Consider the following 19,523-nt stretch of genomic DNA (forward strand, 5'->3'; position numbering starts at 1 on the left):
GACCGCTCGGCGGGAAAGGCGACCATCGTCACCAGCCAGTTACCGATTGAGCACTGGCATGGATGGATCGGCGACGAGACCATCGCCGACGCAATGCTCGACCGCCTCATGCAGCGTCATCATCGGATCACGCTTACCGGTGGTTCCCTCAGAAAGGCATCCCCAAAACCCAGCGTCCTGGAGCCCGAACTCGACCAGAACTAACAAGGAAATCTACAATCGACACCGCGCAACGCCCAACCCCGCCGAATCGGTCACGTTCCCGAAATTGGCGGTCACCTTCGCCGAAATACGCACTCTTGCAGACAGCGTCTGCAAAATTCGTTGGATCGACTAGGCTCGGCAGAAAGCCCGCATCTGCGCAACACTGCGCCAGCCGAAGTCCCTACTCAATCGCCGCCACAGGTCGGTCCCCAGGCGCCTGATCAGTACCTCGCCGTGTGCCGCCCCTCCCTTGTCTGCCTGCTCAAAATCTGCGACCCGCCAACCATTTCTCAATTGGTCGCCGTCATCAACCCATTGACGCTTCGCGCTGCCGCCGCACGCGTCGATTCCACTACGTGCGTCATCTAGCAGCCTAGGGCCCCATGGACGGTCTGCGAAGTTTCCTGCTTCGTCATAACGCATTCACAGCATCATTGACGGAAGGCTCCCTCGAATAGCAGCGCGCAAAAGTTAGAGGTCAAGTTACAGATTACGTAGTGTTCACTACGCTCGATCCATCCCGCTTCAAAGGCTTCGTCCGAGCGACAGCTTGGAGGCTTTTTGCCGATCATATTGGAATCCAGCCGTGAAACAATTGAGCGAAAAGCCGCAAGAATCGGCGACAGATGGGGCTTTGGAGCTAGCGGAAATTGTTCGGCAATGTTTCACGGAGACGGCGCGCCATTCTGCCTAGATAATTTCGCGTCTCCAGCGAAGCGTCAGGCCTCGGAGGACAACAACTCCTTAGTTATACCAGGCATTTTACCCCGGGCAGTTACGTCCGAGCTATCGATGTGTCATTGATTGCCATGTCGACGCGCACGCGCTTCACGAAGTACGGTATCCCCGCAGGCCCCAAACGAGGCACTGAATTTGGACCATCCGGAGGCGCATTCTGCGTCGCCGCTGAAGGTTCGCGACAGGGGGTGCGGGTGCGCATAGAACGATGCAGCCGCAGGCCAACCATCGTGCTCACGAGCTGACGTCGAGGACCGAGCCATCTGCAGCTTCGCAGCGATGCGGCGCGATTCTCCAAGTGATGTTTGTTCTGTTCGACATCGTCCCCGGCCTAAAGGCCGGGGATTGCTACGACGCCACGTGTGAAAAGCATCATGCGTCGTCCCGGCGGGTTCGTGTTTCACAGAGCGACCTGACTGCACCATCTCTCTACAGACTAGCCGGGGCGTGTCCGTCCCTTCACGGTGAGAAGCGCTTCGCCACGGCAAGGCAAGGCAAGGCAAGGCAAGGCAAGGCACGTTGATTCTATCAACCGCATCGGCATGGTTTCCCCAGCGGCACGCTATACAGAGGAATTTCGCCCGTGTGGTGCGGTTACTTGCCGAAACGTACCGCGCAGCACGGACATGTCTGACTCTTATGGTACGGCAGCACTGCGATGAGCCGGGCCTTCCAGTCGAGCACCCAGTTGACGCCAGAGCTCGGGCCAACCTCGATGGAGAATGGCCTTGTTAAGGCCGGATTTTCCCGCACATTTTTTGCCCGGATATTTGACCGCGCCCGCAGGGGGCCATGCCGTGTTGCGGACCTTCAGGTCTTCCACACACACTAGCGCGTGGTTATTGCTGATGTGGCTGAGGCCTTACGAAGGTAATTGCGACGAATGTTGGCGATACCGGCGTGGATGCGCTGAATGCGCGCCCTCCGCTTGTTCCAGTTCCGGTTGAATTGACTTTGCGCTTCAGCGCTGCGCTGGGCGCGCGCGACGTTCCTCCAGCTGCCTGAAGCTGTTGAGCGCTTGAAGATGCAAGCCATCGGAGAACGTGGCAAACCGTTTAATGCGCACGTCGATACCGAGAGCCGACGTCGCTTGCGGAACATGCCTCTCGATTTCGGGGCGCGTTAGGATCGAGATGAACCACTTTCTCGCTGATTGACTGGCCGTGACGTTGCGCAGTTCGCGTGGCACGATGCGACTCTTGCAGTAACGTATCCAGGCGCGCATGGGCAGGAAGGGTCCGCCCATGACCCTGATCGAGCCGGATGTGTTTCGGATCGGGTAGCTGGAGCGATCGTGCTAGCCGCGTTTTCAGAACCGCGGGAACGCCACGCCCTTCACGAGGAAGTCGGCGTCGCCGCGTTCAAGGTCATTCAGGCTCTGATGCGTGGTGAGCGGCGGCATTTGCCAGTCACGCAGTTTCTAGTTTGTGGCGCCACGCGGCGAGTCTCCTGCACATCCCGGCGTAGCCGAGTTTCTTCTCGCTGTCCTCGGAGCGTTCGACCTGCAGCGCCAGCCTCTTGTTATCGACGAACCGGCTGGCACCAGCGATGCGACGCATGAAGTGCAGGAGCACGCCGGTGGGCACAAGTTCGAATCTGTAGGCGTGAAGTCGTTGTATCACGCAATCGTCTAGCATTGTTGCGTTATCAAGGACGCCTTCGACGTCCGTCCTTTCCTTCACCGCCGTGAACGATGAGCTTGTCGCGCGTCCCGGTCAAGCTCGGTCTATTGCCGTGAGATTACGAATCGCCTTGTCGCCAGCGGTCAGGAACGGGCAAAACCGCACCTTTGAGTCTGTGCTTGGATGACGATGTAATCAATCGATCGCTAGCCGCAACGGCAGCTTGGCTTGCGCAACTCTGCGATGGCTTCGGCGTGCAGCAGTGATACGAGGTTGGGGGACCCCGCACGGCAAATGCTGAGCCATCTCAATCAGAGAGTTCGGGCGAGGAAGCGCGAAAAAGGCGTGTCCCAACTTGGGACACTCGTTTCAGCCGGCCGCAGCGTCGCCACGACCCCAACACAACCTGCGAATCTGCTGGGGACGTGTCCCAAGTTGGGACACGTCCCCGGTCCTCAATTAGCCCGTGAGCAAAAAATAAAGGTGCCCCTAGGGCACCTTCGTCCATCTATCTCAATCAGCGCTGCCGCTGCTGGCCGAAAAAAGCTCAGCTATGAGCGTCCGTATCTGCCTCTCTTTTTCCTCCGTAAGCATCCCGGCTCGGATCTTCACGGTGAACCCCACAGCATCTTTCGTAATCGACCCCGCCTGGTTCTTTCCCGCGAAGATTTTCTCGATGCTACGGTCACTTACACTGGGTGAACCATTGTCACCGCTTTGAATGGCTTGCTTTATCGTTCTCGCGAGTTTTGATTGATCGAGTTCCCCCGACACCACTCTTGCCCATACCTCTCGAGCGACGTCGACCGCTTTCGCATTCTTGTCCCGCAAGACCGACACGAGCCCCTCCGCGGCGGTCGCCCCCAATAGCCGCGGCTGGATGTCCAGATCTTTGACCACAAAGTCCGGAAGATCCGAAAAAGCGAGGAAGCGATAAAGCTCCGAGCGAGAAATACCCAACCCTTCCGCCATACGCTTCCGGTTGGGAAATTCTTTCTCGGTGCTACGGATCGAACGAGCTATCTCATAGTCGGAAAGGTCGTCGCGCACGACGTTTTCCACAAGGGCTAACATCGCCATCTCTTCATCCGAGAGATCGATGATGACAGCCTTGATCGTGTCCTTATCGATCATCTTGTGGGCTCGCCAACGTCTCTCGCCAGCAACAATCTGATGGCCGTGCGCCGCCCGCCGAATCACGATTGGTTGAACCAACCCCGCTTCGCGAATCGATTCCGCGAGTTGTCTCAACTTCGCTTCGTCGAACACCTTCCGTGGCTGCCACGGGTTAGGAACGATGTCCGCCACGGTTACGTCCGACGCGGTTCCTGCCTTCTCAAGTTCGACGATTCGCTGTTGTGCCTGAGCTAACGCGCCAGCCATCCCTGGGGCGGTTCGCGGGCTAGTGGGTTTTTCTTGCTGCTGGTCAAGCTTGATGTCCTTCGCGGCCCGGACCTCAGCAGTCTTGCTCATCATGCGCTCACGCAAGTTGCTCATTGTCCGGCCCTCCATTGCGCGACATACTGATCATCGATCCACTTGCAGTAGTCCAGCAGCGGTTGCTTCACCCGGGCCAAAGTCTTCGCAACAGCATCAGAACGCGATAGGTCGAAGACCGTCGAGAAGGCTAACGCGCCGTTGCTCATAACGGAACTAGCCGGGACCTCCGTTGTGTTAAGCCAGTCCCCGTATGCACGTTGAGACCAGGACCGGACAACCGGCGCTGATGATGTTGTTCCATAGTCCACGCGAGAAAGAAGGACAGAGATGAAGTCGTACGTTTTATCGACCTCATGCTCCACAAAACCATGCGCTACCTCGGCGAACAGAGACCAGAAAGATACCGAGGAGATAAAGTCCAAGCTCTCCGGAACCAATGGCATAACCATCGAATCTGCCGCCATGAGACCATTAAGGGTCATGTAGGAAAGAGACGGGGCGGTGTCCAGGATGATGTAGTCGTATTGGGCCCGAAGCGGTTCAACTCCCTTGCGAAGGACAGACCAGAATTCAAAGCCTGGGTTTGTCTGTTGTGCAGTAGGAAGATGAAACTCCGCGTCGTGAAGGTAATTGTGTGCAGGGATGACGTCTAGGCCATCCCAATACGTGCTTTGAACCTTCGCTGCGAGCCCGCCTTCGATGTTCGGGTCATAGATGAAAGGGAGGACCGTGTCCTCCCACGTCACGTCTTTTTCCGCGTAGAGCCCGCACAGCTCCGAGAGGGACGCCTGCGGATCGAGGTCAATGACGAGGACCTTGCGACCACGCAAGCTCAAACCTTGCGCAAGACACATGGTTGTCGTGGTCTTACAAGACCCCCCTTTGAAGTTCGCAGTGATCAACACGCGGCCACGATGTTCACGAGTGCCCGTGACGAGCGGAGTCTGGTAGATGTCAGATACTTGCTGCACCCACGTGCGAACTTCTTTAAGAGAGAAAATGCGCGCCCTGCCAGTACCATGCGCCATACCCGGCGGAAGCTCACCACCTTCCTTGGTCGCCAAATAGTTTATTTTCTGGCGGTCGATACCGCACAGCTCTGCCAACTCCCCAATTGTGAATACGGGAGGGTTCTTGCGAGGTCTCGGAGCTAGAATTTGGTCACGGAGTTCATTCGCCATCACCGACAGGCGCTCAGCGAACTCACCCAAATTGGAGAGCTTCACGCGCCTGTCTATCCCGGGCAATTCGCTCAAATTCATTTTGCAGTTCCTATGTTTTATCGACGGTGAGACGATTTCTTCACGCTCACCATCTGTTTCTACGGTTCCCGTTGGATCACGCGTCGAACCGTAGAATACTCATCCCACCAGAGAATTGCCATCGAAATCTGATCGTAAAACTGAGGATGATCGGCACAAACGTTTTTTCCATTTTAATTCAAACACTTAAGCGATCTAATTAGGGAACGACTTTAACGAAAAATCGCAGAAGGCGAGGGAAGGCCAACGGGAGCAGAGTCGAAAGCCCAACCATGCCAACACAGAACGCCTCACCTTATCGCGGCAAAAGCGGTGAAATTCCGTGCTCCTTTTGTGCGCCACACAATTCGTCTCACCTTCGCTGACCGCCCAGTCGTCGACTTTGGCAGACGACTCCGTTCCGTGCGTACGCGTAACCCACCTCTCAAATTCCGTCGCGTAACCGAACCGCATCGCTTAGCTACGGCTTGTTGGTCCTGCTCAATAGAGGTTCTGGTGGTTAGTGTTTACAAAAAACAAAAACCGACAAACAACAAACGTAAATCTCTGTTGGCTTTAAAAACAATGAGTTACGCACGCAAGGTGAGACGAATTGTGTCAAAGGTGCTGTTAATTGAGCGTCAAGGTGAGGCGTTTACCACTGCAAGGTGAAGCGAATTGATCGGCAAGGTGAGGCGATTTGGCGGGGAGGGTGAGACGAATTGTGAGGAGGACGTTGGAAAGGTGAGGTGTTCTGTGTTGACGACTGTGCAAGGTGAGGTGTTCTGTGTTGACTCGGCACCTTTCAATCGGTACCGTACCGCTCCAGATATCCTTGACCACAACCTTGGGGGCCGTATGACAACAGCTGGGCAAGTAGCCACATCTCGGCAACTGGCCTTGGCTTTGTTCGACGACGCAACCGGTCAGGATTTGCCGGTCGACACAGCGCGATCCGATATTGGCTTCGCGCGAAAGAACGTACTCATCCGGATTATCGATTTAGGCGTCGCAGCTCGACGCCTGATCGATGCGGCGTACTTCATTGTTGCTCAGGACGATCAGATACGCAGTCTCTATGACGTAGAGCTGGACTACTTTAAGTGGCTCATGCGTTACTCGAGTCGCAACAACGCACATCTCGAGCAAGTCATTACAGAAGCCCAACGGGCATTGATTCAGGCGACCACCGCGCCGGACGCCGATGGCGAAAAACCCTTTGGCTCAGTGCAACTGATTGGACGCATCTCCTACTCAGGCGGCCGCTTCCAGTTTCGAGTGCCCCCCGATCTCATAGACATCATACGTGGTCCCGGCAAGTCGCATTGGCTTAGCCTGCGTATTACGTCACTCTTCACGCTCAGCTACGCACGGGTCATGTACGACCACTTGCTTCCCTACGCGGATGACGGAGAAACGGATTGGCTTACGCTCGATGAATTGCGTTTGTGGCAAGGGGCAATGGGTGCCAAGGCAAACGAGTTCAAGTATTTCAAACGAGACTGGCTGGTACCCGCTATCGAACAGATCAACGAGGTCTCCGACCTGAGGCTTTCGTACGAGACGCGTAACGAGCAGGGGTCTCGGAAAATCGGTCGCCTGAAGTTTCGCATCGAGCGCAAAGAGATGGCTGAGCGCATCCTTCATACTCACGAGCAGGCGCAAGCGATTTATCAAACGTTGAAGCAGGAGTTCGGGCTGTCCAGCGCTCAGCTCAACCAGATCGCGGCATCGCGTGACACTTACAACGACGACCGATTGGAACAGGCAATCGAGCGTACGCGTTTCAGCTTGAAGCTGGGTAAAGTGTCGAAGAGTCCCGCAGGATTCTTCATGAAGGCATTGAAGGAGGGCTGGATCATCTCCGACGCTGAGCGTCAGATGGTACAGATTCAGGAGACGTTGGCGCTGACAGAACAACGCGAAGTCGAAGTGAAAGAACGGGCTGCTAATCGGGCGGCGTTGCGGATCGCAGCCCAGGATGTCCATGCTCAGGACCGAAGGGGCAATGAAGTCCGGCGCGGATGGGAAGTGTATGAAACTGCCGGTTCTAAGCAGCGCGATGACTGGCGGCGGACCTATAGGGCCAGCCCCGCGGGTAAGCTAACATTGCGCCGCCTTGGAATCGATCCGACGAGCGATCTAGCGGAGTCAACGATCGAAAAATTCCCCGACCTTAGAGACGGATTTGCGGGCTACGTTTATACCAAGGTCAAATCAGCTAAACCAAAAGGCGATATCGCATAGATCGGCCGAAATTCTGAGCGCCTCTGTACGCCTGCTAAGATGTTTCGCACATGGGGGCATGGCCGTTTCCGCAAAACGCAGAATCAGTGCGCACGGCCCAAGAGTTGCGAGTCGCTTGCACAATTGGCGCGTGGCAATTCGACGTCGACGCCCATCAAACTGGTAGCCTCTCAGATCAGTTGCAACACTCCCTCCAAAACGGCATTGATTGCCTTCTCAAGACGCGGAAGATCCAGGGACATGCGGCTCAACTGCGCCGAGTACAGCCTGATGTAACCTTCCTCCTGATGGCGTGCGAGCCTCACGACCTGTTCTCGGATCGGCGCCAGAAACCCGGTAGCCAGGCCCGCGAGTATCTCGCGCACCTTGAGGTCGGAACGGGTGCCAAAGCTCACCGCGCGCGCTATCAAGAGCATGCGTCCAGTCCGCTTTTCAATCTTCGCGAGTGCTTCCACAGTTTCAAAGGAAATGCGATGTGCGTCGCCAAAAGTATGGATAACTTCGTCCGGGACTTTTGCTGCGCGCAGCAACCGAGTGACGTGTGGTTTGGAAATGCCCAAGGCTGAGGCCACTTCAGATTGCGATTGCCAGATCTGTCGATTCAAAAACGAGCGGCAAAGCCGCCCGAACATAATGATCGACGTCTTCTTTTGGCGCAGGCTGTTGTATTGAGCGAGAGCCTCTCGCTGTCGAAGCGTAAGTGAATCTGTCTGCATAGTGGGTCTTTCCAAAATGAATTCAGGCTAACCCGGATGCTCATATGTCAAGGAAGCTCAAGCGTCATTAGGGCGATCACATGTCGCGTTTGAGGAACTTGGCATTTTGATCCGATGTCGCCAAAACCTCCGTCAGCCGGCTGACACCGAAAGCTCGACATTCTCGTTTTAAATCAATGACGTGACTGTGCGGTTCCATGTAACCCATGTAACAGCCACGATCCTATTCGATACGCTCGCAGTCGTTGCCCCGAAAGCTACCCCCAAATCGTCATCATTTCGGCTTAAGCCCGTTAGCCGGCTGACGCGACGCATCGCCGAGCCCAACAGCCCAGAAAGCGCCCAGAAATCGCACCTCTTTTGCATGACTTGCGTCCCATGCGGACTGATTCAATGGAGTCGGTCCAAATGGAACGAGCGTCATGCCTTTTTTCCGCAGCAAAAAGCAGATAGCACTGTCTACCGCCCCTGGGGGCTACTCCGAAGATGATCCCGAGAAGATCATCTTCGATAACGGCTCGCGTCTGCGCGTTGAAGCGAACCACTGGAAGACCTTCTGCTTCATCCTCGTGTTCATTGCTGGCGGCGCAATCTACACCCGCCATCCAGCGCCGTCCGTCGTGAAGGCCTATGGTGTGTCGGCGGACGCGAACGGCCACGCTGTCGTTACCCAACTGACGGCATATAAACCGGACGATCAGGCTATCCGCACCTCACTTCGTGAGACCGTCGAGCGATGGTTCACGATCGAGCCGGTGCTCACCGATGACATCCAGACGTCGCGCATGGCCCGCAACATCAACGGCGTGAAGGCCATGATGGTCGGCAATGCACGCAACCAGTTCGGCGACTGGGTCAAGACGGATGCGCCGTTCCAGCAGATCACCCTCAACCCGAAGCTGGTGCGGGAAGTACGCGTGGCCAACGTCGCGATGCTCGAAGACTCGACCGCGGTCGTGGAGTTCACGACAAGCACGACGCAATCGCCGACTGACAAGCCGGTGGTGCAGAAGTACGCCCTGACGTTCCGCTACCAGATCATTCCCCCGACCTCAGAAGACGCGCTCGGTACGAACCCGTTCGGCGTTTTCTATCCGTTGTTCTCCATCCAGAAAACGCAATGATGATCGACTCCCGCACGCTCGCCTCGTGGGTCGCGGCTCTTGCCTGCGTCACGGTGGTTTGCTCGCCAGTGTTTGCCGCAGGGAAGGGCAGCCCGGTTCCGTCCGCACCCTTCGATATCGCCGCTGCGATTGGCGACCCCATGAGCCCGGTGAATCCCTATAACGCCGGTACCGACCCGATCACCATGCCGGGTGACGCCCGCATGGCGGTGTTCTCCTATAGCCGCGACCAGATCTACCGCATCATGACTGCGCCGCTCAAGACGACCACGATCGAGCTGGCGCGCGGAGAAGTGCTGGCGACTGAGCCCGCGCTTGGCGATTCGATCCAGTGGATCGTGGATACCGACGGGTCGAACCACGTGTTTATCAAGCCGGTCAAGCCGGGTCTCGTCAACACGCTGCACCTCACGACCAACCAGCGAGAGTACGACATGACACTCGTCTCCTCGCCGATGGGCGGCCTGTTCTATCAGACGGTGCGGTTTAACTATCCCGGTTCGCTGATGGCCAAGGTTCGCGCGCGCGAGGACGGCAACGCTGACACGACCGATGCGGGGCAGGGTGGACCCAATGCCAATGGTTCCGGTCCGCTCGGTGTGTCGCCCGACAAGCTGAACTTCGACTACACGGTTTCGGGTTCGGCGCCGTTCCGGCCGGAGACGGTATTCGATGATGGCAGGTCGGTGTGGCTGCGCCTGCCTGCGAATGCGCCTTTTGCCGTGCCGATCGTCAAGGACCACGGCGATAACGTCAGCCCCAACTTCATCCGTCGTGGGCAATACATCGTCGTGCAGGAAGTGCCCGACGAGATCGTCCTGCGCGCTGCGAACGACCAGGTCACGATCAGGCGCGGTCGTCCCGGCATCTTCGGCTTCTGAGAGCACGCGCACATGACAGGGCTAAACGGACAGCCGACGGGCGCGCAGGCGCAGATTGTCAAGGGGAAGTCGCCACGCAACGCGCTCATCAGCGCGGGCGTAGTCGCGGCCGTCGTCATTGCGGCACTGGGCTTCTACTATCAGGTCAAGGAGAGCGCCAAGGCCGACGACGAGGCGAAACTTGCAAAGAAGGCCAAACAGGCAGAAGTGGTCGACAGGTCGAACAGCACCCAGGACGTCGACAAGATCATTGAGGATCAGCAATCGGCCGCACGACGGATTGCGGCGTCCGAGGCGAGAGCTGCCGCGTTGCCGCGCGCGGCTTCCGCTGCAGCGCCCAGCCTCGCGCCAGGTCTGACCGCGGATAACTTCGTCGCTGACCAGCGCACTCGCGAACTCAAGACACAGGCGGATACCGACGCAATTTACGCGTCGGCGATTTTCCGGCCCGGCGTCAAGGCCAAGGATTCCGGGACCGCGCAGGCGACCTTGCCACCTGGCATCCTCACGCCGCAGCAGATTGCCGCGCGACAGGCATCCGCCCAGCAGGCTGCCACCGGTGCAGCCGGTGCACAGGTCGCCGCAGCGCTGGCGGCAGCGGGCATTGGCCCGGAGGCCGGGCGTGGCGCCGTTTCATCGACGCAGGACCGCGACACGGCGTTTATCAGGACCGCAGCAGGGCAATCCGGCAGCGGCGAGGATTTTTCCCGCGGCGGCTTCGTTGGACAGGCGCACGGTTGCGTGCTTTCGCCGCCGCACCATATTCCCGTGCTCTCCATCGAAGGGCTGAATTCCGATCGTCCCGGCACCGCTGCGCTCATGGTGGAAAAGGACGTCTACGACAGTATTCGCGGTGACTGTCTGATGATCCCCAAGGGCACGATGATTACCGCGCCCTACAGTTCTGATATCCAGCCGGGCCAACAGACCATTCTCGTTGCGGCAACCGAAATGCGGCTGCCCAACGGCAAGCACGTGCCGCTTTATGGCGGGCAGGGCGCGGATGCCGATGGATCGGCAGGCTTCTCAGGCGACGTCAACAGTCACTTCCTGAAGATTTTCGGCACGTCGTTTCTCACGGCGATCCTTCTGGGTGCATTCGATAAGGGCGGCACGTCGTCGACCACCACTGGCCCGCTCGGCGTCACGCAGGTGGGCACGACGGCCGGACAGGTCGCGGCGCAGACCTCGCAGTCTGTTCTCGACCGCTACAAGAACATCCCGCCCACGATCACGACGGGCCCGGGCGAGCGCCGCTTCATGATCAAGGTCAATCGCGACATCTACATGGAGCCGTATCGCGGTGACTAGGCGCCTTGTCATCCTCTCGCTGGCGGCGCTTTCGATGACAGGCCGCGCGGCGACCATCGAGAACATCATCAGCCCGACGAGCCTCGTGCTGACGCAGGCAGGCGCACGCTCGGTCGCGAACTTCGATGGCAAACCCGTTTTCTACTGCGGGCTGAAAGCGTTCGAATCGTGGGCCGCACCACTCGTTGGCCAGCCGGTGCGCAGCAATCCCGAGACCGGTATGACGGTGTCTGTCGATGCGCGCGAGGTTCCGCTCGAGCGTCTGCTGGTGCAGAAAGGCTGGCTGCAACCTGTCGTGCTTGATGACGATGCACAGGCTGCGATCGCGGAAGGTCGTGGCGGCTGGGCGTGCGCAGGCGCGACGGCGCCGTTCGAGCTGATGCATGCGAGCGTCGATCCCAAAGTGCTCGCGGGCATCGCACTCAATGAATCTGGCTTCAATGGCCGTGCATGGCCATGGACCCTGAACGTCGCGGGGCAGGGCTATTTCTTCAGGTCGCGCGAGGACGCATACCGCGTGATCCAGTCGCTGATTGCCAGTGGACGGTGTGACTTCGACGTAGGCCTGCTTCAGATCAATTGGTGCTGGCACGCGCGGCGCTTTGCTTCGCCGTGGGACGCCCTGGCGCCTGCGACCAGCATCCGTGTTGCTGAGGACATTCTCAACGAGAACTACAGCAAGACGCGATCGGTTGCGAAAGCAATTGCGTATTACCACAGCGCCAATCCGGCTCCGGGGCAGGCGTATCTCGCGCGTTTCGCGCGACACCTCAACCAGATCCAGGCCGGCCTATGAAGCTCAACGTTTCCCGAATTGCTCTTGCCTGTCTCGCGCTGTTCGGCGCGATCACGGTCCATGCAGCGAATACTGACCCATTCGATTTCGACTACGAGATTGCAGGCGGTATCGCCGAGCGTCCCGCGCTCGTCTTCAACGATGGATCGAAGACCTATATCCAGCCTCGCGCCGGCCAGGTTATTTCCGCAGTCGGTGGCCACGCGGAAGGCCCCTATGTCGTGGTCGACGGCACGCCCGAAACGGTCACGTACACGGTGGCCGGCCGGCAGGCCAGTGCGCGCTGGACGAGAGCAAACACGTTCATTGGCCGCGGGGCGCGTGGTGCGCTCGCCGCGTTGCGCGACGATCAGCCCGCTGGTTTCGATGGCTTTACGAATCGCCTTGTCCTCATTGGCACGCACGGTGCGCTTGAACCTGTGCGTTCGCTCAAAGCGACCATGCCGGTCGCGAACATCGTCAAGGCACTGGCGCCGCAGGGATGGACGGGCGCGGCACAGAAGGATGTGGACCTCACGGATGCGAGCTCGTTCGCTACGAAAGCGGGTGAAAACTGGATGCAGGCGCTCGATCGCCTGATGACGCAAAACGGGCTGTACGCGGACGTCGACTTCACGTCGCGACACATCCGCCTGCACCGCGATGCGCCGAAGTCAGGCGCGCTCAATTATGCCGCTGGCGAGAAGCCGCAAGCCGATGCCGTTGCGCAGACGGTGGCTGCGAAACCAGAGGAAGCGGCACCGGCCGCTGCGCCTGCATCCCTGCTGGCCGAATACTTTGGCGCGCAGGCGATCCGCGACGGCGACGAGACGCATACGCAGATCCGCTTCGCGTCGAAGCCCACCGGGGATCTGACGTTCAGAACGCCCGAAGGCCGCTCGCTGCATCCGAAGTGGGATGCTGGTACGAACGTGATGACCATCGAGCGCGCCGAGCGCATGGTGGTGTCGGACGGCACGAAGACGGTCGAGCTCGCGCGTTCCGCGGGGACTGTCTATGAATTCGACACCACCAGTCCGGCGCACCTCGAGGCCGTGTTCGACCGCGACGGCCAAACGTATTTCAAGTTCGCCGGGTCGGTAGTGCAGATCCATGTAACAGACGTGAAGCACCTGGGTTCCGGCGAGCAGAAGGGCCGGTACTACATGTTCAACGGCACGGCCGAACAGTTCATCGCCACCGCGGATGGCAATACCGTGAATGTCACCCGTCGTCACGATGTGAAGTACTTCGAGCGTGCCGCGCCCGGCTCCCGGCCTGCGCCGACGGCACCTGCAACGGCGGTGGCGAAATCGTGATGCACGGTGCGCGCATTTCCATTCTCGGCGCGGTGCTGCTTGGCAGTGCCTCCGTTGCGCGGGCTGACTGCCTTGATGACGCTGCTGCCTACCGGCACGTCAGCGCACAACTGGTCCGCGCGATCGCACAGCACGAATCCGGCATGCGGCCGAACGCAGTGAACGTGAACAGCAACGGGACAGAAGACATCGGCCTGATGCAGATCAACTCATCGTGGCTACCTAGGCTTTCCCGGTATGGCATTCGCCGGGAACACCTTTTCAACGCCTGCGTGAACGCCTACGTCGGTACGTGGATTCTGGCCTCCAACATCAAACAGTTCGGGCCGACCTGGAAGGCCGTGGGTGCCTATAACGCGGTTTCGACCCAGAAGCAGCTGATCTATGCCAACGCAATCTATCGCCGCCTGCAGCGGCAGGGGCAATAACGAATGAACGTGACCATCGAACGCAATGAACGGGTGCGCGTGATCGCGCGTATCCTGGCTGCACTGGCGCTAGTGGGTGCATCAGGCTGGAGCCACGCCGCAATCGACCCGGACCAGTCGCACGTCGCGGCCCCCGCCGGCGACGGATGGCAGATCCTCGCGGCAGTCCCGTCGTCTCGCGCGGCGCCTGCAAGTGCCAGCGCATTGGCTTCTGCAGTAACCGCGACCGCATCGCCTGCCGTCAGTGCTGCAACGGTCCCCTCGACGACCGCGATCGCATCATCCGGACCGACTCCGACTGGCGTTGCCTCGGTGGTTCTGCCGGGCACTCCGACAGCACCGGCTGCCACGCTGACGCTTTCGCTCTCGCCGCAGGACCTCAATCTGCGCAACGCGCTCGACCGCTGGTTGCAGACGCAGGGCTGGCAACTTGCGTGGAAGGTCGATGACGATCTGCCGCTCGAATTCAACGCGACTTTCTCTGGCGACTTCACGAACGTTCTCACGCAGGTCATGCAGGCGACCAATCACATGCGGGTGCCCACGCGCATCTGCCGTCACACGAACAACGTCATCCGCGTCATCGCGCGCGCGGCCAACTGCCAGGACTAACACCATGCATCACGCATCGATTATCAAAACTGGCCTTTCCGTCGCCTGCTCGCTGATGATCGCAGGTTGCGCGGTCAATCAGAGCGACATCAACGCGGCCTACGACGGGGCTCATCGCACCGGGAGCGACGCGATGGCCAATCTGCCTGGTTCGATGGCGCTGGTGGAAGACGTGCCAACGGCGTTCCTCGGCGACCGGCTCGTGCCCGTCGCGTATGAAGCGAAGCTGCCCGCGACTTTCCGCGAGAAAAAGGTGACGATGCCCGCGAACATCGGGATCAAACAGATCTCGACGCTCATCTCCGGGGCCACCGGTTATGCGGTTCATCTGAGCCCTGATGTTTTCGTGCCGCGCGCATCGCTCGTGCCGCGCGAGTCGGCCTCGTCGAATGGCAAGGGTGCAACGGCAGGGTCAAACGGGCTCGGCAGCACGGGCTATGAAGAGCCTGTCTACGGACAGGTCTTCACCGGCTATGCGGGCGAGTATCTGACGCGTATGACCGAAGACCTCGGTCTGGACTGGTCGTTCGATGGAACGACCATCAACATCACGCGGTTCGTCACGCGCATGTACCAGATCGCTGCAATCCCGGGCAAGGTTTCGATCAAGTCGACCATGTCCAAGGGCATGGACACCTCGACGGGCAACCAGGCCAACGGCGCCGGTGGGTCGGGCGGCAATACGGGCTCGTTCGCGGCACAGACGTCGACGGGGCGGGAAGGGGATTTCGACCAGATCAAGTCGATCAGCGATGCGCTCGACAAACTGCGCACGCCGATGGGCCACGTCAACGTCAACCCGCAAAGCCGCCTCGTGATGGTCTACGACACGCGTGAGGCGGCCGACCGCATGGGCAAGCTGCTTGCGCAGGAAAACGCCGTCTCGACGCGCCAGGTGATGTTGCGCGTGCGTACGCTGCAGATTGCGCTGAACAACGGCAGTCAGGCGGGCGTGAATGCCGACGTGGTGTTCAACTATATCCAGGGCGGTCTTGCCAAGTACGCGGTCAGCTTCACGTCGCCCACGTCGCTCTCGTCGGGCGGGGGTACGGTCGGCCTGTCAGTGCTGCAATCGAATGCGCCGTTCTCCGGCACGAACGCTGTCATCAATGCGCTGAACCAGTATGGCCGCACAGTGCAGGACAGCACGCAGACGAAGATGACGCTCAACGGCCTGCCCGTTTCGATCGCGTCGTTCCAGAGCGACGACTATCTGCGCTCGACATCGCCGTCTGCGGGGAGCCTCACGGCCACATCTGGGGGCGTGCCGGGTCTCACGCCGGGAACCGTGACCACGGGCGACTTCGTCAACATCCTGCCAGCGGTCAACGACCACAACCAGATCATCCTCTCGTACTGGGCCGACAGTTCGAAGCTCAATGGCCCGTTCACCTCGGCGTCGGTCGGTTCTGGCCAGACGCTGCAACAGATCCAGCTCGCGCACACGACCGGCAGCAAGGAAGACCAGACGATCGCGCTGTCTGACGGCCAGACGGTCGTGCTCTACGGACAGATGACGGACCTTGCGAACAGCACGACAAATGGTGGCATCGCGGGTATCACGGGTCTGTGGAACAAGTCGAAGACCTTCCAGGTGATCATGCTGACGGCTACGGTCGTCCCGTCGATGTGAGCACGGGCATGCACATTACCGATCCGCTGCCGCGCGAAAAGAACGCGCGCCTGGTCTTCGGACTGGACTGGCGCGCGTATCCCGCAAAACAGATGCGCGCCGAGCGCCGCCGATACGCCGATGATTTCGGCGCGACGCACTACATCGAATACAAGGTCGGCAAGGACGCCATCGGTGGTTTCTGCGCACCTGAGACGGGTGAGATCAAGGGCGCGCGCCTGTATTCGGGAGCGGCGCGGATCGCCCAGCACGAACGTGTGAAGGGAAGAGCTGCCGTACTCGTCATGCTGCAGGATGACCAGCGCGTGCATGTCGTCTTCGTGGTGCGTGGTGTCGTACGCAGCGACGAGGTTCTCACGGTACCGAAGGCGCACGAAAGGCGTCTGACGATCGAGCAGGAATGCCTGCGGCTGAACCTGACGCTAACGACGCTCGGCTCCGGCCACGCTGTGGGCGACGTGGACGAGAGCTTCGGCGCGGCCGCGCTGCTTGACGATCGCAAGACGGGGCGCATTTCGAAACTGCCGGCTAACGTGCCGACAGTCGTGCCGGTTCTCGTGATTCTCGTGGCCGTTGTCCTGGGTGGCATCCAACTGAAGGACCTGTTGGATCCCCCGACGCCGCCGGCGCCGAAAGAGCCGTCGCTCGAAGACCGGTATGCCGCGCTCGTGCGCCAGACGTTCGCCGCAAAGATGCCGCGCGCCAATCTGCTCGCGCCAGCGCTTCTTTCCACGCTCGGCAACAGCGAATCGGTCGTGGCGGGCTGGGTCTTTGAGAAGGCAGTGTGCGCGACGCAGGGCTATTGCGCCATGACCCTTCGCCGATACGGCGGGAGTTTTGAGGACCTCCGCCAGGCGGCGCCCGAGGCGATGCGTCCGCTGCGCTTTGATGCGGATGGTCTGCATGCCGGAGCGCGCGGTCCGCTGGTGCCGGGCGTCGAGTTGGTGACAGCCAGTGAGAAGAAGGCATGGCCGACGGAGCAGGGACTGATCGACGCCCTGCAGACACCACCGCAGAAGCTCTCGACCAAACCGTTCGAGCTGGTCAGCTACGGCTACACAGTGCGCATCGAACCGGCCAGGCCGTTACTCGCGATTCCGCCGGGCGCAACCGGCCCGCGGCCCGCGCAGATGATCCGCGTCGGGACGTGGGAGATCAACGGCTTTCGCTGGCAATCACCGTTGCTCGCGAAGCTGCCATCCAACATGACGCTCGACTCCATGACTGTTGACCTGAAGCTGACCGAACAGGGCGCAACAGGAAAGGCGGGCAGCGGCGCCGACCAGGGCGGTATCCATTTCACTGCGAAGGGCAAATACTATGTTCTCGACTAAACGGCTGACAGCGCTTGCCAGCGCATTGACGCTGGTCACCGGTGCTGCGCAGGCGCAACAGACAAAGCCGGTTGCGCCGACCCTGCAGACCGCCAGCGTGCGCGTACCGTCAGTCAATATCGACATGGGTTCGCATGCGCCGGCAGGCGCAGCCCCGGCAAGTGGTGCGGCGACCGTCAGCCCTGCGCCCAGGGAACCTGCGGCGAGCTCACAACCGGCCACGGAACCGGTCGTGCAGCAGCGTGTATCCGCGCCGACTACGCCTCATCTGTCGATCGACGACATCGACCAGATCACCCGCTCAAAGATCGCTCGCCAGCTTGCCGGCGATAGCGGGCAGCCGGGCAGTGCGGTCACGCTCAACACGCCCGCACCTGCAACCGCGCCTGGCAGTGCGCCGGTCACAAGGCCGATAACTGCGAGTGCCCGCGTGGAACCGGTGCGCTTCGTTGGCGCTTTCAGCGATATGAGCGAGCAGTCGGTGCTGTACGAGTACCGCAGCGCCTCCTATCCCGCGCATGTCGGCGCGAAGCTGCTCAATGGCTGGACCGTGAAGCGTGTTGATGGATTCGTTGTCACCGTCGGGGATGGCAAGCGTACCTGGACGGAAACCATCAGCGGCGGCACGGCGACTACATCGGACAACCCGCAGCAGTCCGGCGGTCCGACCCGAACACTGAGTGATCTGGGTGGTCCGCTGCCTTCTTCCTTTCCTCTTTCCGCTACCGCGCGATAAACGATGAGCCTCTTCAACGGTATTGAAAAAGACGAGCCGTCCTCGCGCGGCATTCTTGGACGGTTCCGCGCGTTGCGCGCCGGGTTCACTGACGAATCCCCAGCGTCGATGCCTATCGCGGGTGCAGGCCGCAAAGACGAAACGAATCGCGAGCCGCGCTTCGTGCGTAAGGACAAGCCGCTCAAGGCAGAGCCTGTGGACACGAAGCCGGGCCAGCCGATGACCCTTGGCATGCGCCTGAGAATGGCAGAAGTCACCGACGTCGACACCAATGAAGGCGACCCGTACGCGGCCACCGGCGGTGATCCTGCACAGCCCGAAGCAACCGGACACCCGGCGCGAGTTGAGCCGTCGATTGATCACATGGGAGAAGCGCGACAGGCCTCTGAGAACGTCGCTGGAACGACGCGGGACGTTGGTCCCGAATCAGAGATGGAGTCGCCCATGATGGAGCGCCCTACGGCTGAGTCTGGGGAGCCTCGGGTCGAAGCGCATGACGTTGCACCCCAGGCGGTGCCGCCGACAGGGTCCGCCGACGAGATGCATGAGGTGCACGAACTCCATGCTCAGGCGGACGTGGTGTCGCAGCAGGCCGAGTTCCTCCCGTCAGGCCTGCCGCAACTGGTCGCCGCCGATGCACTGGGTTTCAAGCGCATCCTGAGTGAGCGCGGCCAGGATGCAACGCTGCGCATCACGGATTCGGCGCGCCGTGAATTCGTAGCGGTCGAAGTGCAGGCCGGGATGGCGATCGTGATCACGACGCGGGCATTTCATGAATCCGCGCTCTATCCGACCTATGTAAAGGATCTCGAGCGCGCCGATATCAAGGTGCACGAGGAGATGATTGCGACGGACGCGGTGATTGCCGCGATCTACGCGACCGAGCGCAACCGCTCGGCGGCCATTCTTCCGGAGAGTTCGCGTGCGATCGGCACATTTCGCGACGTGGCCGAAGCCGCACACGCGTATGGCGCCGGTGACATCCACTTCGAGTACCGCGACTTCAACGACGATGTCGAAGTCCGGTTCCGCGTGAACGGCGACCTCTACACGTACCGGAAGCTGCCCAAGGCGCTGGTGCGTCGCGCGCTCTCGGCCGCCTATCAGGATCTCGTCGCGCGCAACACCAACTCTGGCGAGACGTTCCAGCCCACGGCGTCGC

At 60.1% G+C, this 19,523-nt stretch carries 17 protein-coding genes and 1 pseudogene; 13 read left to right on the forward strand and 5 right to left on the reverse strand.

Annotated elements, in window-relative coordinates:
* Positions 1-204, forward strand: a 204-nt coding sequence (locus tag GCT19_RS37750; protein ID WP_193727503.1) for an ATP-binding protein, incomplete at its 5' end; no start/stop codon positions are given.
* Between the two features lie 1,699 nt (positions 205-1,903).
* Here the strand turns inward: GCT19_RS37750 and GCT19_RS43940 are convergent.
* From GCT19_RS43940 to GCT19_RS37765, 4 genes are all read right to left on the reverse strand, one after another.
* On the reverse strand, positions 1,904-2,188 hold the full coding sequence (locus GCT19_RS43940; RefSeq protein WP_018432840.1) for a hypothetical protein: 285 nt from the start codon (positions 2,186-2,188) through the stop codon (positions 1,904-1,906).
* Positions 2,189-2,351: 163 nt separating this feature from the next.
* Positions 2,352-2,579 (reverse strand): helix-turn-helix domain-containing protein, encoded by a 228-nt coding sequence (locus tag GCT19_RS43945; RefSeq protein WP_018432842.1) that lies wholly within the window; start codon positions 2,577-2,579, stop codon positions 2,352-2,354.
* A gap of 498 nt (positions 2,580-3,077) precedes the next feature.
* The gene (locus tag GCT19_RS37760) at positions 3,078-4,061 is read right to left on the reverse strand and encodes a ParB/RepB/Spo0J family partition protein (protein WP_018432843.1); all 984 of its coding nucleotides are present in this window, start codon (positions 4,059-4,061) and stop codon (positions 3,078-3,080) included.
* Complete coding sequence (locus tag GCT19_RS37765) at positions 4,058-5,266, reverse strand: ParA family protein (RefSeq protein WP_018432844.1); 1,209 nt, start codon at positions 5,264-5,266, stop codon at positions 4,058-4,060. Before GCT19_RS37765 ends, GCT19_RS37760 begins: the two co-directional genes overlap by 4 nt.
* An 837-nt stretch (positions 5,267-6,103) precedes the next feature.
* On the opposite strand from GCT19_RS37765, the gene GCT19_RS37770 reads away from it, so the two are divergent.
* The gene (locus GCT19_RS37770; protein ID WP_026228176.1) at positions 6,104-7,492 is read left to right on the forward strand and encodes a replication initiation protein; all 1,389 of its coding nucleotides are present in this window, start codon (positions 6,104-6,106) and stop codon (positions 7,490-7,492) included.
* 170 nt (positions 7,493-7,662) lie between these two features.
* Here GCT19_RS37770 and GCT19_RS43950 read toward each other — a convergent pair whose 3' ends face one another.
* Positions 7,663-8,208, reverse strand: coding sequence for a hypothetical protein (locus tag GCT19_RS43950; protein WP_018432846.1), 546 nt, complete (start codon positions 8,206-8,208; stop codon positions 7,663-7,665).
* Positions 8,209-8,630: 422 nt separating this feature from the next.
* Here GCT19_RS43950 and GCT19_RS37780 point away from each other — a divergent pair, with 422 nt between their 5' ends.
* The 11 genes and pseudogenes from GCT19_RS37780 to GCT19_RS43955 all read left to right on the forward strand — a co-directional run.
* Positions 8,631-9,332: a type IV secretion system protein gene (locus GCT19_RS37780; RefSeq protein ID WP_018432847.1), complete on the forward strand. Its 702-nt coding sequence runs from the start codon at positions 8,631-8,633 to the stop codon at positions 9,330-9,332.
* Positions 9,329-10,213, forward strand: a complete 885-nt coding sequence (locus GCT19_RS37785) for a TrbG/VirB9 family P-type conjugative transfer protein (RefSeq protein ID WP_018432848.1) — start codon at positions 9,329-9,331, stop codon at positions 10,211-10,213. The genes GCT19_RS37780 and GCT19_RS37785 overlap by 4 nt, the downstream gene beginning before the upstream one ends.
* A 12-nt stretch (positions 10,214-10,225) precedes the next feature.
* Positions 10,226-11,524 (forward strand): TrbI/VirB10 family protein, encoded by a 1,299-nt coding sequence (locus GCT19_RS37790; RefSeq protein WP_018432849.1) that lies wholly within the window; start codon positions 10,226-10,228, stop codon positions 11,522-11,524.
* Positions 11,517-12,320 (forward strand): transglycosylase SLT domain-containing protein, encoded by an 804-nt coding sequence (locus GCT19_RS37795; protein WP_321576938.1) that lies wholly within the window; start codon positions 11,517-11,519, stop codon positions 12,318-12,320. The genes GCT19_RS37790 and GCT19_RS37795 overlap by 8 nt, the downstream gene beginning before the upstream one ends.
* Entirely contained in the window at positions 12,317-13,618 is a 1,302-nt protein-coding gene (locus GCT19_RS37800; protein ID WP_152854770.1) for a TrbG/VirB9 family P-type conjugative transfer protein, read from the forward strand. The genes GCT19_RS37795 and GCT19_RS37800 overlap by 4 nt, the downstream gene beginning before the upstream one ends.
* The gene (locus GCT19_RS37805; protein WP_018432852.1) at positions 13,618-14,046 is read left to right on the forward strand and encodes a lytic transglycosylase domain-containing protein; all 429 of its coding nucleotides are present in this window, start codon (positions 13,618-13,620) and stop codon (positions 14,044-14,046) included. Before GCT19_RS37800 ends, GCT19_RS37805 begins: the two co-directional genes overlap by 1 nt.
* A gap of 3 nt (positions 14,047-14,049) precedes the next feature.
* The gene (locus GCT19_RS37810; protein WP_018432853.1) at positions 14,050-14,658 is read left to right on the forward strand and encodes a toxin co-regulated pilus biosynthesis Q family protein; all 609 of its coding nucleotides are present in this window, start codon (positions 14,050-14,052) and stop codon (positions 14,656-14,658) included.
* 4 nt (positions 14,659-14,662) lie between these two features.
* Entirely contained in the window at positions 14,663-16,291 is a 1,629-nt protein-coding gene (locus tag GCT19_RS37815; RefSeq protein WP_152854771.1) for a type II secretory pathway protein, read from the forward strand.
* An 8-nt stretch (positions 16,292-16,299) separates the two neighbouring features.
* Positions 16,300-17,625 carry a type 4b pilus protein PilO2 gene (locus tag GCT19_RS37820; RefSeq protein ID WP_018432855.1) on the forward strand — a complete coding sequence of 442 codons (1,326 nt, stop codon included), beginning with the start codon at positions 16,300-16,302 and terminating at the stop codon, positions 17,623-17,625.
* A gap of 25 nt (positions 17,626-17,650) precedes the next feature.
* The gene (locus GCT19_RS37825; RefSeq protein ID WP_227749448.1) at positions 17,651-18,361 is read left to right on the forward strand and encodes a hypothetical protein; all 711 of its coding nucleotides are present in this window, start codon (positions 17,651-17,653) and stop codon (positions 18,359-18,361) included.
* A gap of 3 nt (positions 18,362-18,364) precedes the next feature.
* A pseudogene (locus GCT19_RS43955) lies at positions 18,365-19,523 on the forward strand (ATPase, T2SS/T4P/T4SS family); the annotation flags it as partial.

The sequence above is a fragment of the Paraburkholderia atlantica genome (genome assembly GCF_009362785.1).
Lineage (GTDB): Bacteria > Pseudomonadota > Gammaproteobacteria > Burkholderiales > Burkholderiaceae > Paraburkholderia > Paraburkholderia atlantica.

What these genes read in the sequence shown, in the direction of transcription:
- GCT19_RS37770 (WP_026228176.1), top strand. Translation starts at nt 6,104, where the DNA reads ATGACAACAGCTGGGCAAGTAGCCACATCTCGGCAACTGGCCTTGGCT.
- GCT19_RS37805 (WP_018432852.1), top strand. Translation starts at nt 13,618, where the DNA reads ATGCACGGTGCGCGCATTTCCATTCTCGGCGCGGTGCTGCTTGGCAGT.
- GCT19_RS43940 (WP_018432840.1), bottom strand. Translation starts at nt 2,188, where the DNA reads ATGGGCGGACCCTTCCTGCCCATGCGCGCCTGGATACGTTACTGCAAG.
- GCT19_RS37800 (WP_152854770.1), top strand. Translation starts at nt 12,317, where the DNA reads ATGAAGCTCAACGTTTCCCGAATTGCTCTTGCCTGTCTCGCGCTGTTC.
- GCT19_RS37810 (WP_018432853.1), top strand. Translation starts at nt 14,050, where the DNA reads ATGAACGTGACCATCGAACGCAATGAACGGGTGCGCGTGATCGCGCGT.
- GCT19_RS43950 (WP_018432846.1), bottom strand. Translation starts at nt 8,208, where the DNA reads ATGCAGACAGATTCACTTACGCTTCGACAGCGAGAGGCTCTCGCTCAA.
- GCT19_RS37785 (WP_018432848.1), top strand. Translation starts at nt 9,329, where the DNA reads ATGATGATCGACTCCCGCACGCTCGCCTCGTGGGTCGCGGCTCTTGCC.
- GCT19_RS37760 (WP_018432843.1), bottom strand. Translation starts at nt 4,061, where the DNA reads ATGAGCAACTTGCGTGAGCGCATGATGAGCAAGACTGCTGAGGTCCGG.
- GCT19_RS37820 (WP_018432855.1), top strand. Translation starts at nt 16,300, where the DNA reads ATGCACATTACCGATCCGCTGCCGCGCGAAAAGAACGCGCGCCTGGTC.
- GCT19_RS37780 (WP_018432847.1), top strand. Translation starts at nt 8,631, where the DNA reads ATGCCTTTTTTCCGCAGCAAAAAGCAGATAGCACTGTCTACCGCCCCT.
- GCT19_RS37790 (WP_018432849.1), top strand. Translation starts at nt 10,226, where the DNA reads ATGACAGGGCTAAACGGACAGCCGACGGGCGCGCAGGCGCAGATTGTC.
- GCT19_RS37765 (WP_018432844.1), bottom strand. Translation starts at nt 5,266, where the DNA reads ATGAATTTGAGCGAATTGCCCGGGATAGACAGGCGCGTGAAGCTCTCC.
- GCT19_RS43945 (WP_018432842.1), bottom strand. Translation starts at nt 2,579, where the DNA reads ATGCTAGACGATTGCGTGATACAACGACTTCACGCCTACAGATTCGAA.
- GCT19_RS37815 (WP_152854771.1), top strand. Translation starts at nt 14,663, where the DNA reads ATGCATCACGCATCGATTATCAAAACTGGCCTTTCCGTCGCCTGCTCG.